At 33.5% G+C, this 12,359-nt stretch carries 14 protein-coding genes, 1 pseudogene and 1 riboswitch; of the genes and pseudogenes, 6 read left to right on the top strand and 9 right to left on the bottom strand.

Annotated features, from left to right (window positions below; translation table 11 throughout):
- Positions 1–169 precede the first annotated feature (169 nt).
- Positions 170–436 (top strand): annotated as a pseudogene (locus HMPREF0528_RS09625) (hypothetical protein).
- An 81-nt stretch (positions 437–517) separates the two neighbouring features.
- Here the strand turns inward: HMPREF0528_RS09625 and HMPREF0528_RS06915 are convergent.
- The 8 genes from HMPREF0528_RS06915 to HMPREF0528_RS06940 all read right to left on the bottom strand — a co-directional run bounded on the left by HMPREF0528_RS06915 (position 518) and on the right by HMPREF0528_RS06940 (position 6,444).
- Positions 518–1,447 (bottom strand): HNH endonuclease signature motif containing protein, encoded by a 930-nt coding sequence (locus HMPREF0528_RS06915; RefSeq protein ID WP_034525299.1) that lies wholly within the window; start codon positions 1,445–1,447, stop codon positions 518–520.
- 1 nt (position 1,448) lies between these two features.
- The gene (locus tag HMPREF0528_RS06920; RefSeq protein WP_004896187.1) at positions 1,449–2,093 is read right to left on the bottom strand and encodes a YfbR-like 5'-deoxynucleotidase; all 645 of its coding nucleotides are present in this window, start codon (positions 2,091–2,093) and stop codon (positions 1,449–1,451) included.
- A 114-nt stretch (positions 2,094–2,207) separates the two neighbouring features.
- Positions 2,208–3,332: a glycosyl hydrolase family 8 gene (locus tag HMPREF0528_RS06925; protein ID WP_004896188.1), complete on the bottom strand. Its 1,125-nt coding sequence runs from the start codon at positions 3,330–3,332 to the stop codon at positions 2,208–2,210.
- A 9-nt stretch (positions 3,333–3,341) separates the two neighbouring features.
- Complete coding sequence (locus tag HMPREF0528_RS06930) at positions 3,342–4,649, bottom strand: glycosyltransferase family 2 protein (RefSeq protein ID WP_004896189.1); 1,308 nt, start codon at positions 4,647–4,649, stop codon at positions 3,342–3,344.
- Positions 4,639–4,785: a hypothetical protein gene (locus HMPREF0528_RS09265; protein WP_004896191.1), complete on the bottom strand. Its 147-nt coding sequence runs from the start codon at positions 4,783–4,785 to the stop codon at positions 4,639–4,641. The genes HMPREF0528_RS06930 and HMPREF0528_RS09265 overlap by 11 nt, the downstream gene beginning before the upstream one ends.
- On the bottom strand, positions 4,782–5,630 hold the full coding sequence (locus HMPREF0528_RS06935) for a hypothetical protein (protein ID WP_004896193.1): 849 nt from the start codon (positions 5,628–5,630) through the stop codon (positions 4,782–4,784). The genes HMPREF0528_RS09265 and HMPREF0528_RS06935 overlap by 4 nt, the downstream gene beginning before the upstream one ends.
- 184 nt (positions 5,631–5,814) lie before the next feature.
- Entirely contained in the window at positions 5,815–5,955 is a 141-nt protein-coding gene (locus HMPREF0528_RS09220; protein WP_003649666.1) for a hypothetical protein, read from the bottom strand.
- Between the two features lie 78 nt (positions 5,956–6,033).
- The gene (locus HMPREF0528_RS06940; protein WP_004896198.1) at positions 6,034–6,444 is read right to left on the bottom strand and encodes an iron-sulfur cluster biosynthesis family protein; all 411 of its coding nucleotides are present in this window, start codon (positions 6,442–6,444) and stop codon (positions 6,034–6,036) included.
- 175 nt (positions 6,445–6,619) lie between these two features.
- On the opposite strand from HMPREF0528_RS06940, the gene HMPREF0528_RS06945 reads away from it, so the two are divergent.
- From HMPREF0528_RS06945 to htpX, 3 genes are all read left to right on the top strand, one after another.
- Positions 6,620–7,726, top strand: coding sequence for an SLC13 family permease (locus HMPREF0528_RS06945; RefSeq protein ID WP_004896200.1), 1,107 nt, complete (start codon positions 6,620–6,622; stop codon positions 7,724–7,726).
- A gap of 115 nt (positions 7,727–7,841) precedes the next feature.
- Positions 7,842–8,399, top strand: coding sequence for a LemA family protein (locus tag HMPREF0528_RS06950; protein WP_004896202.1), 558 nt, complete (start codon positions 7,842–7,844; stop codon positions 8,397–8,399).
- Positions 8,400–8,407: 8 nt separating this feature from the next.
- On the top strand, positions 8,408–9,337 hold the full coding sequence (htpX, locus tag HMPREF0528_RS06955; RefSeq protein WP_004896204.1) for a zinc metalloprotease HtpX: 930 nt from the start codon (positions 8,408–8,410) through the stop codon (positions 9,335–9,337).
- Here the strand turns inward: htpX and HMPREF0528_RS06960 are convergent.
- Positions 9,305–10,231: a helix-turn-helix domain-containing protein gene (locus HMPREF0528_RS06960; RefSeq protein WP_004896207.1), complete on the bottom strand. Its 927-nt coding sequence runs from the start codon at positions 10,229–10,231 to the stop codon at positions 9,305–9,307. The two genes, htpX and HMPREF0528_RS06960, sit on opposite strands and share 33 nt — an antisense overlap.
- A 95-nt stretch (positions 10,232–10,326) precedes the next feature.
- Positions 10,327–10,417: riboswitch (TPP riboswitch) on the top strand.
- 49 nt (positions 10,418–10,466) lie between these two features.
- Here HMPREF0528_RS06960 and HMPREF0528_RS06965 point away from each other — a divergent pair.
- Both HMPREF0528_RS06965 and HMPREF0528_RS06970 read left to right on the top strand, forming a co-directional pair.
- Positions 10,467–11,030 (top strand): ECF transporter S component, encoded by a 564-nt coding sequence (locus tag HMPREF0528_RS06965; protein ID WP_004896208.1) that lies wholly within the window; start codon positions 10,467–10,469, stop codon positions 11,028–11,030.
- Positions 11,005–12,351 carry an ATP-binding cassette domain-containing protein gene (locus HMPREF0528_RS06970; RefSeq protein WP_004896217.1) on the top strand — a complete coding sequence of 449 codons (1,347 nt, stop codon included), beginning with the start codon at positions 11,005–11,007 and terminating at the stop codon, positions 12,349–12,351. Before HMPREF0528_RS06965 ends, HMPREF0528_RS06970 begins: the two co-directional genes overlap by 26 nt.
- The last annotated feature ends 8 nt before the right edge of the window (positions 12,352–12,359 follow it).

Consider the following 12,359-nt stretch of genomic DNA (forward strand, 5'->3'; position numbering starts at 1 on the left):
TTTTATTGGTATATTATTATCTACCTATTTATTTTCAGCTTTAGCCTTTTAGCAAAGCATAAATTATTGAAATCATGATTTCTACGATCCATACTATTCCCGAAAAGAGCGAAAAGTTCCAATATACTAATTGAAACTTTATTAAATGTAAAAGAAAGGAAAATACATAATGTTTGATTTTGTATTTTGGGTTTTAGTAATCTGGTTTATTATAAATGTTATTTGGATGTGGTTTGTATTAAACAAACAATCATATCAAAAATCCTTTGCCTGGATTAATGTAGCAGCAGTGATTATTGGTTTTTGGGTTTACTAAGGTACTGGTGCTCACTCCGGTGGATTAACTGATTGTTTCTTATGGCTAAATTGGCTTAACGTAGTTTTAGCTTGTCTTCAATTCTACTTCAGCTACCGGAAACTTAATAGTACTAATTAAGCTCTCAAAAAATACTTTAATCATCTAGAAAGGCTAGTATTCCACTATCAGTGTTATACTAGCCTTTTGTATTTATTAGAATTAAATAATTTCGCTATTTTCTCGCTCTTTTTCTAATTTCCAACCAATATCAAAGTATGTTTTGCGTTCATTACGCAAGGCACCATAGTCACTTTGCAAACTATCAATCGCGTCCTGTAATTTTTTATTTTGCTTCCGAATTGCATTTAATTCCGGATCATTCACAATTCCTTTTAAATGAACCTTGCCAGCCAAGTCTCTTTTAGCAGCTTGAAACTCTTCCTTCAAATTAGCTAAAGCATCTTCATACTTAACTAACTTTTTATTTACGATAGTTAATTGATCGTTCAATTTAACAAATAATTGATATGGCATATTCGATTTAATCTTATTGCATTCACTACACGATAAAATTAAATTATCAAAGGAATTATCATGTGATAAAGAAACGGGATCTTTGTGATCTACACTCGTTCCCCGTCGGCCGCAATACTGACAGCGATAATTATACTTATGCCGAATTCGTTCTCGATCTACAAAGTCAACTTCATTTAAAGAAAAGTCAACTTCAATCCCCATCTTTTTCATATTTACTGCAAAATCAACATTATTCTCAGGAACATAGTCTATTTCATTATCTTCACTCTTAATAATTGCTAAATTAAACTCACGACGTGAAATTTGTTGCAAAGCAACTTCATTGCCATCATAATCTTGAATGAGCGACTCATACTGTCGTCTATTATTATTGTCTACAAGATAATGCTTTAAAGAATCCGGCTTAATCTGACCATTATTTTTTTTTCCTACAAAGCTATAAAGCATTACCTGGGAAATACTTTCAACTACCGGATTTTCATAGTTCTCTGCATCCAAATTTCTTGTTAAACAAATATCACAAATACTTGTCAACTTAGGGTTCATTAACCCTTCTTGCTTAAAATGAAGACTATCAAGTCGTAAACCACAGGATGCACACTGTAATTTCAACCTATTCTTCCCCCATTAACAAAATACTAAATGCAATTCTTTGCATTTTATCTTTACCGGCAAAATCGCCCTTAAATAAATCTGGCAAAATTTTCTTAATAAAATATTGAACACAAGTTAAATCATCAAACTTTTTAATAGTTTCAAGACTTTCTTTAAACATCTGCATGAACACAGGATTTGGATTTCCTAATTCAATTTCACCATAAGCTTCATAAAGTAAATCCAACTTATCACAAATAGATAAGATCTTACCTTCTAAAGTATCATCTTTTCCTTCAGATAGGCGTTTTGTATAAATTTTTTGAAATTCTTTTGGAATTTCATCCTTAATAAATTTAGCAGTCATGGTTTCTTCAACATCACCAATCATCTTACGTAATTGTGGAGTTGCATACTTAACCGGTGTCTTGATATCACCAATAAAACGTTCAGTATAATCATGGTTAAGACTCTTTTCATAAAGAGCTTTCCAATTTACTTTTTGCTTACCAATGACTTCTTCGATATCTCCCATCATTTGAGCAAGTTCTGCTGTTCTAAAGCTATGATCAGCTACAGAATGGTGTTGATATTTAAAATATCCTGGTGCACGGTCAATCGACTCTAAACTATTAAAACCTTGAATATACGCATTTAATCCCATAAAAACTTACCCCTTCCAGAAATATAAAAATGTCTAAAATTTCTACTATCATAGCAAAACCACTCTACTCTTGCAAATCAAAAATAGAGAAAGATTTAACACCTTAATCTTTCTCTATTTCTCTAATCCCGTCAACTCATTTGTATTTAAAGCAGCTAAAACAATCAATGTTGCATCGTAGTAATTATTAGCAGGAAGCGGTCTTGAAAAAATATACTTTTCATGTTCTACCAAAGTACCATATCCTTCATTTTGATACTTACTTGCGGCTACAAAGATCGGTGCACTAAAGCTCGCAGACTCATATGGATATAGGGGTTTTCCACTCAAGGTAAACCCACTCGATATTTCTTCTTTTTGCTTAAAAAACTTCAGCATTTTCTTTACGATATTATTGGCTTCTTTATCATTACTTGCTGCTAAGAGCATCGGAACTCTGCAGGCATTGGCGCTGTAATTACCATCATCTTTGGTTGCTACATCATTAGCCTTAGCAGGAGACGCCTGTTTTTGCCTTGAAATCCAAGCAAAATCCGGAACTAGTCCTGTTTTATGTTGGCTGCTAAGCTGTTGTAAATAAGTCAGCATCTGTGATTTTATTTCTATCCAGCTGTGGTCTCCAGTTGCTTGATAAAATTCTTCAAATGCTTCTGGCATTACATCCGATGTTCTCATTACATTATAAAAATGTGATTTCTTATTTGCCCAATTTCCTACAGTAATTATTTTAGCCGAACGATTGCTTTCTAACTTTTTGATATCACTGATTAGTTTAAAAGCTTGAGCTTTATATCCATGTCCTGGCCAAACTTTATCAGCTTCAAGCAATGCTTGGGCAATCATCATGTCGCCGTCACTTGCGCTCACTGGATTATCCTGTAAGCTTCCCTTTTTATTTTCTTGTCTCCAGCTCATTAAGTTTGAATTAGACAATCGATGCCTTAAATAATAATTATCCAATTTTTGAAAATCAGTTTGGCTTCCTAAGTGCTTCTGTCCTGCCTTTACAGCTAGTAACATTCCATATCCCTGTGCTTCAGACAAGGCAAACGGTGTCTTATTTTTTCCAGCTGCGTTAACATACTGCTCATTTTCACTTTGATTTTTTATATAATCCTCTCGCCAAACCTGATAGTATCTTTTTTCTATCGTGCGATCATTGCTCATCCTTACATATACAATAATTCCTAAATAAGCTACTATCACACCTAAAATCAAGATTAAATTTTTAACTCTCATGCCCTATCCCTAATCTGCAAATCTCTTTGTTTTTACCCATTTACTACTGTCTCGTTTAAAAATTTTATCCCCGATAACTGAACAAACTGCTTGGATAGAAATAGCAATAAATAACTGTGAATAGGTAAAATACGAACCCAATGCTAACCAAATTTGATCACTAGTGGCTTGTCCATACTGTGTAGCTAAAGCCAGATTGATTTGAGTTACATATAAAAGAATCATCAGTAACCAATTAATTAATAAAAGTTGCATCAGTAAGAGATTGGAATCCATTGCGAAAATAATTGGTATCTTAGGATTTAAAAATCTTGCTACTACACATCCTAAATCTACGAAGAAGATAATATCGGAAAGAACAACCGCTAAGTTAAACCAAAAGAAAATACAGGTTAAATAAAATGTTTCTAATTTAACCCGCCAATTACTCCTATCAAATAAATGCTTAAAATTATTTATCACAACTTGATAGTTACCTTTTGCCCAGCGCAATCGTTGATAATAATAATCACGTAAGTGCTCAGGCTCTTGTTCAAACGCTTCTGAATTATAAGCCAAAGCAATCAAGTATCCATCTTCCATAATCCGAAAAGAAATTTCTGTATCCTCAGTTAAAGCACCCTGTTGCCAACCACCAATACTTCTTACATACTCGGTATTAATGATGAAATTTGTTCCTGGAATTCGTCCAATTTTAAATAAATTCCAGACCCAAACATGTTGAATACGTTGAGAGACAATAACTTCTTGATTGATACATCTAGTTAAAAAGTTTTGCTTTGCATTACGTGTTTTATTTCTTCCAAAGGTGGCCATGTAGCGACTTGGATTTTCTAAAACTTTTTTAACTAAAAAATATAAGGCATTTTGTTCTGGTAATGCATCTGCATCATAGACACAGATATATTCTCCTTGAGCTATTTCTAAGGCATCATTCAAAACCCCAGCTTTTCCTCCCGAACCCTGTCTTTCAATAATCTGTACGTTTCGATACCTATATTCAGGCATATCAACTGCCTTCCGCATCTCCGCAGCTGTCTTATCTTGACAATTATCCGCATATAAAAGTACTTCTATTTTTGAAGCAGGATAGTTTAAATCAAGGATTCCTTTTGTCGTTTTAGCAATTACAAGCTCTTCATTATGGGCTGGTACTACAATCGTAATCGTAGGATAGCGTTTTAGAGGGGTAATAGAAACAATCTTTTTACTATGTTCAATCCAAAAACGAATCGCACCATAAAGCGTTACTAGTGACGCTAAAAGAGAAAACCAAATAGATACTAAAGTTGAAAATGCTAAAACATTATTTAACATGATGATTCTTTCCTAAATGAAGGACTGTATGTTCAGTTTGATGATAAATCGTCCAAACACTATAAATCATAGCAAAAAGTGCAATTAAAAATATTAATGTAACTAAAATCGCCAAAATAAAGAAAACGTCTATCATGCTTCTGCTCCCTTTAAATATTCAACAACTAAATCTGTTTCAAGTTTTCGTTTTAAATGTTTAAGAATTGCATCAAGATCTGGGTATAATATCAAATCTTCCTCAACAATATGCTGAGTAGCCATTTTAAATGCTGGGTGATAGTCTTCATATTTTAAAGCTCGAAGTTCTGCTTTTAATTCATCATTCAAAACCATCAAAGTTCCAGGTGCAACTGTATTAGAAATAATTAAAAATTCACCATTTCCCAGGTAATATAAATTCTCTTCAACTAATCTGCTCTTTTTAAGCACTTTAGCTATTTGTTTCAAAATTTGACTGTGCTCTTCTAAATTGAACTGAGCAAACTGTTGCTCATGCTCCCATTTAATGATGGTAAAGTCATCCCACAAAGGTAAATAACTTTTCTCTCTTAATATTCTACTTATCTTCTGGTATAGCTTCTGTGCGTTATAGGTCGTTTGCAGTTTTACATTTTGATCGTAGTGGGTAATATAGCGATAAACACTAGCTTCATTTTTCTTATAGATACTCCACCTAAAAATGCATTCTCTCAACTGACTCGCTAGATAGGCTTCTATTGGAAACGAAAGCAATAACATTGTCTTAGCATAAATATCTAATCTCACATAGCCAAGGGTTAAGCCACTGATTCCCAATGCAGTTAAAATTAAAATAAGCCACGTACTAACAATATTTGACAAAATTAGGCCAACAAGTGCGCCTAATACCAGAAGCATCGCAACTCCCCAAAAAACATTATCTGCTACTCCTAAAAAAAGAGACAGCAAAATAAGGGCGAAAATTGCTTTTAATTCTAGCCCTTTTATCGAAATGTTATTCATTTTAAAATTTATATCCTATGCTTTATTACTTTGTCCTCTATAAGGCTATTTATATAGTAATATAATTTCAAATATAATTTCAAATATAATGAAATGTTATTATATTAATTTCGATTTATATAATGATACAAAAAAAGGAGAGACGCTAAATAGCGTCTCTCCTTTTTTTGAGTAGTAAATTTAATTACTTGTTTTCGTCTTTAGCAGCTTTGTTTAAGAAAGCAACTACTTCAGCAGCTCTCTTAACACGAGCCTTAGAATTCTTCTTGTTCTTAGGTCTTAAGTTTGGTGTAACACCTGTGTTGTAGTTTTCACCTTTACGCATAGATCTATACTTCCTCTCAAATAAAATTTTCGAAAATCTTTTATTATCATACCACGAAGAAGCACGTCACTTCAATACCTAGCAGATCTTTCCACCTAATTTTTTCATCTCATCTGCAGATAATTTTTCACCTTTAAATTCAGAAATGGTAACTCCGCCATCAATAATCCCTTCATTTGAAGATAAAGATAGAACAGCATCACGAGCGTTAAGGACTAATCCATCCTCTAAAAATGCTAATTCTTTATCAGATGTATACATATCTAAGTCCATATTATTTTTAATTTTAATAGAAAAATCCGGATCCTCATGATCTAATAAAACAAGCTGAAAATTAGCACCGATTGTACAAGTCCCACCTAATTTAGAATAACCATTTGAGCCATCATTTAAGGCTAATAAAACAACTTGTCCCGGTTTAATCTTCTTTTCTAAAGCCTTTTTAGCACCATCTTTTATTTTTAGTTCAATATTTTTCGAATCAAGCATAGTCTATTCCTCCTATGTTATCTACTAACTTAAATATAGCACTTTTCTTTCTTCTTCACCTAATAAAATGCTCAAAATAATATTAATAGGAAAGTTTAATCCGAAAAAAGCGTTGCGAACTTACGCTAAAGAGTTCAAAATAGTAGTGTTGATTTAATTTTAAGAGGGGACATTAATGACCGTCATCAAAAATATTGCTAAAGACCGTATTTTACAAATTACGGTTGTCATAACGATCATAAGCTTATTCTTCGCCCGACCACGGATTGAAGATATTAACTTCCACACACTATACTCAATTTTAGCGATGCTAACTATTATCCAAATTTTTTCTTACTTACACGTTTTGGATGTATTAGCTTATAAACTCACAGCTAGCGCTAGAAGTACAAGAAGATTAACTGCAATTTTTACAATCTTATCAATTGTATCCGCAATGTTCTTAACTAATGATATAACTGTTTTAACTCTTATACCATTGTATTTAACAATTGCTAAACGCCACAATTTACCTGAAATACTGCCTGTCACCTTAATTGGGATGGGAGCAAATATTGGAGCTGCTTTTACCCCATGGGGTAATCCTCACAATATTTTTGTAGTTAATCGCTATAACGTTTCACCACTTAAATTTTTTAGTTGGTCACTTCCATTATTGCTGGTCAGTTTAATTATCGTTTTATTGTTCATCTTTTTTGTTAAAGATAAACCGATTCCTACAGTACCTTTAGAAGATATTAGGATTAGTGTCAGACCGATGGTTTTGACTATTGCTGTTTCAATTTTCTTCTTCTTTGGTGTTTTTAATATTGTTCCAGCATATGTTCCAGCAATTGTTGCCGTAATTTTGGCTCTTATTATTAATCCTTCAATTATGTTACATGTGGATTATGCTTTACTCTTAACTTTCACATGCTTCTTTATTTTTATTAGTGATATCCAGCAGATACCATTTATCGTTACACTTATTTCAAAGACCATGTTCTCTGAACATTCTGTCTTCTTAACTTCAATCATTTCAAGTCAGTTTATTTCTAATGTTCCTTCAACCATCCTAATTGGTAAATTTACTAATTATGCTGAAGCCTTATTCTTGGGTTCAAATATTGGAGGATTTGGTTCACTTGTTGGATCAATGGCTAACATGCTTGTTTTCAAAAGTTTCGTTGAAAACGGAACAGTATCAAAGCGCAAATTCTTCTGGGTATTTTCAGTTCTCGAATTTACTGGTTTAATTATTTTGACAATCCTTGGCTGGATCGTCTTAGACTTTGTTATTTAGATATCGTAAAAAAGCACAAAACTGTGCTTTTTTACGTTCTAATTTTCTGTTATTTGGTACAATATTCCTAACATTTTTAGCTTAATATTTAAGATATAGAGAAAGGATTCAGTTTATGAGTTTAACCTGGATTATTATCATTATTTTAATTTTATTGGTAGCTATTTATATTGGCATCTATAACGGCTTACAAAAAGCTAAGGTGCATGCCGATGAAGCTTGGAGCCAAATTGATGTTCAATTGAAGCGTCGTAATGACTTAATTCCTAACTTAGTTGAAACAGTTAAGGGTTATGCTAAGCACGAAAGCGGCACTTTAGAAAAAGTAGTTTCATTAAGAAACCAATTAGTAAACCTTCCAGCTTCTGATCACGAAGAAGCTAATAAACTTTCTAATCAAATTACTGATTCGTTGAAGAGTATTTTTGCTTTAGCTGAAAATTATCCTGACTTAAAAGCCAACCAAAACTTCTTAGCACTTCAAGAAGAACTTACTAATACTGAAAATAAGATTGCCTACTCACGTCAACTTTATAACTCAACAGTTGCTATGTTTAATGAGAAGTTACTAACTTTCCCATCTAACTTAGTAGCTAAGATGCATGGCTTTAAGAAAATGGACTATCTTCAAACACCAACTGAAGAAAAGGCAGTTCCTCAAGTCAAATTTTAGGTTAATTAATGCTCTATCAACAAATAGCACGCAATAAGCGTAAAACAGCATTTTTGCTTGTTATATTCGTTATTATTCTAGCTCTTGTTTGTGGTGGGTTAGGATACTTAATTAATGGCGAACCATTTTCCGGAATTGCTATTGCTCTTATTGGTAGTTTAATTTATCTTTTTATTGTTCTTCAAAATCCTGGAAACCTAGTGATGAGTATGAATCATGGGCGAGAGATTCATGAAGAAGACGATCCAGAACTTTGGCACATTGTTGAAGATATGGCTCTGGCTGGACAGGTTCCGATGCCAAGAGTCTTTATTATCGATGATCCGAGCCCGAATGCTTTTGCGACTGGACGAGATCCTAAGCATAGCTACGTTGCCGTTACAACTGGCTTACGAGAACGATTAAATAGAATTAGCCATGAAATTTCTCATATTAGAAATTATGATATCTTAGTTTCAACTATTGGAGTTGCACTAGCAGCAGTAATTTCTTTTATTTCTAACTTCGCCTCTCGCATTTGGTGGTGGGGTGGCAATTCAGACCGCGATGACCGAGACTCAAGTCCTTTAGAAGCAAATTTTAAGGTAGTAGCAATTGTTTTTACCCTAATTTTAGGACCACTTGCCCAAATGGCTCTGTCTCGTAATCGAGAATACCTGGCTGATGCGGGCTCAGTAGAACTTACTAGGAATCCACAAGGCCTAATTTCAGCTTTAGAGAAGATTTCTAACAGTGAGCCAATGAAAGATCCAGATCCATCAAGTGCTGGGCTCTACATTGAAAATCCACTTCATAATCGTGGGTTAAGCTCACTCTTTGATACTCACCCGCCTACTGCGGATCGAATTAAGAGATTAAAAAATAGGTATATAAAAAGGGATGCACTTGCATCCCTTTTTATATACCTATTTCAAATTAATATGAGCTTCTCTAAATAATCTCTTTCTCATTTCTGCTGGTGTCATTCCATAATAATGCTTAAATTTTTTATAGAAAAATGACTTACTTGAATAACCAATAGTTTCGATTATTTCTTTTAACGATACATTTGGCTTAGCGAGCAGTCTTCTAGCCTCTCTCATACGCCGATCGTCAACATGTTCAACAAAGCTCTTACCAGTTTTTTCTTTTACCATTGTAGAGAAGTAATTTCGATTAAATCCAAAATATTCAGCCGCTTCTGCTAGCGTAATGTCATTATAGTGCTGGTCAATGTACTGATCTAAGGTTTCATCCTTAAACTTATTTTCTCTTCTTTCACTCAATTTAAAGTTCTGCTCACGTAAATTGCGCAAAATCACTACTTTAAGTAACTCTAATCCAATTGTGCTATTAAATGCCGCATGATTAAGATCATCTTGCACTATCTCTCTGATACTTTGGCTACTCCACATTACTGACGTTGTTGTAAATAAAAAGGCTTTATCCTGAGATAAATTCTTTAAAAATAGGGTACTTATTTTCTCTTCAGTGGGAGTATCAATTGTTACGTTTTCTATTTGCTCTTCCCATGAAAAATCGCTACTCAGCTTAAATTTTATAATTACTGTATTCTTGTCACTAAGCTTGATTGCATAAGCGCTATCTTTTTCAATTAATAAGATGTTTCCACTTGTTAAAGAAAAGCTTTGCGTTCCTATCTTTACCTCGCATTTACCAGTAAGACAATATAGCACTTGACTGCTTCCGGACTGATATTCAATAAAGTCATAATGCATCCCCTCTAAATAAAGACGGTAGGACAAAAAATTCTGGGTTCGAAGCTCTACTTCACTAGCTTGATTATTTTGCATTAAACTTAATAAATAATTTTTTAATGTAGCTGTTGCCATCTCAATCAGTCCCCTTTGATTTTATTCTGTTTTAATTATAACCTTTTTATTATTTTTAATTGTCTTTTAGTCTTATTAAGCGTAAGCTTAGACTGTAAATACATCTGGGGTGCCCATCTGGCTGAGAATATACCCATTGAACCTGTTTGATTAATATCAACGTAGGGAAAATGATTATTTTTAGACTTTATTTAAGTCACCTCTTTGAGGTGGCTTTTTATTTTTGGAGGAAAAAATGAAAAAATTACATGTAAGAGATATTATCTTAATTGCCTTAATTGCTATTATTTTCGGTTTTATTTATTTAGCTAGTGACAGCCTCTATAATGCTCTAACCGCTCTCCTAACTCCAATTGGCTATGGGATGTTAGCAAATGATATTATGATGGGAATCTGGTGTATGGCAGGACCATTAGCCGGCTTTCTTGTTCGCATTCCTGGCTCTGCTTTCTTAGGAGAGTTCTTAGGTTCCTGCGTTGAATTGATTGCCGGAGAACAGTGGGGAGCTGTTAATTTAATTTCTGGTGCTGTTCAAGGGCTAGGTAGTGAATTAGGTTTTACCTTTACTAGCTACCGTCGATACGATTGGTTTACTCTTTTCTTATCTGCTACAACCACGACTATTGTCACTTATTTGTACGATTTCATAAAAAACGGCTATAGCTATTTTTCAACCTTTAATATGATTCTCTACTTTGTAGTTCGCTGGATCTCCATGCTCCTATTTACCTGTGTATTAGTAAAATTAATCGTAAACCTTCTAGAAAAAGCCCATGTCATCCAAACAAATCAAAATTAACCAACTTTCCTTTCAATACCAAGACAAATTAATTTTTAAGAATTTAGATTTTACTATTAACCAAGGCGATTTTGCCTTATTAACTGGTCCAAGTGGCTGCGGAAAATCTACACTTTTAAAATTAATTGCTGGCCTTGAGCCTACTTCTAACTGCAAAATTACTACTGGTTCTTTAAATCAGCCCTTTACTAATTGGGGGATGGTCTTTCAAGACCCTAATCGTCAATTCACGATGGCAACTCCAAGAGAAGAATTAATTTTTGCTTTAGAAAATAAACTAATTGATCGAGTTACTGCTCAAAAGATTATCGATGAAGTTAGCCATAAAACGAATATTTCGCATTTGTTAGACCGTCCCTTCCTTTATCTCTCAGGCGGTGAAAAGCAGCGTGTAGCCTTAGCCGTCTTAATTGCAATGCAAAGTGATCTCTTCTTATTAGATGAGCCATTTGCTAATTGCGACTCTCATAATCGAAACTTTCTGCTTAACTGTTTAGATTCACTCTATCAAGAAGGTAAAACGATTTTGATTAGTGATCATAACTTTGCTAATTATGAAAAAATTGATCCCAAAGTTTTTGCTATCAAAAATCAAAGAATTCAAACTACTCCTCTACCTTCTCAAGAAGAAGTAGTAACCAATTTTTCTCTTCCTCATACAAATCAAGAATCAGTATATTCTTTTAATTCTTTTTCCCTATCATTCCCAGAAAAAGAGTTACTTTCTTCAACTAATTTAAAAATCTATTCCGGAAAAGCAACCCTCCTAACTGGAGAGAATGGTAGTGGTAAAACTTCTTTATTTAAGGCCTTAAGCAAGGTTATTACTTATCAGGGAGAACTACTCTTTAAAGATAAAGAGGTTAAAAAATGGCGTCGCCGGCCTTATTTGTCAAAAGTAGGACAAATTTTTCAAAATTCAGACGATCAATTCTTAAATGTTACGGTAAAAGAAGAATTAGATTTTAGCTTAAAACACAATCAAAATCCTTCTCTCAATGAGTCTAAGCTTCAGTCTATCCTAACTAAACTCAATTTAGAAAATATGGATGAACAAGTTGTTTATTCTCTCTCTGGTGGTCAAAAAAGGAAGCTTCAAATTCTCGTCATGTTAATGGCCTATCCGGACGTTTTATTACTAGATGAACCATTTAGTGGTTTAGATCAAAAAAGCGTCTCAGAAGTCATTTTTTTACTAAAGAACTACTTCTTAGATGAAAAGCATAGCTTAATCGTAATTAGTCACCAGCTCGATCAGATTCAAAATCTATGTGACTATCATCTTGTTTTAAAAGGCCAACAACTTTTCTACGCTAAATAGAGGTAAAT

Origin of the sequence: Lactobacillus johnsonii ATCC 33200 (assembly GCF_000159355.1) — a bacterium.
Taxonomy (GTDB): domain Bacteria; phylum Bacillota; class Bacilli; order Lactobacillales; family Lactobacillaceae; genus Lactobacillus; species Lactobacillus johnsonii.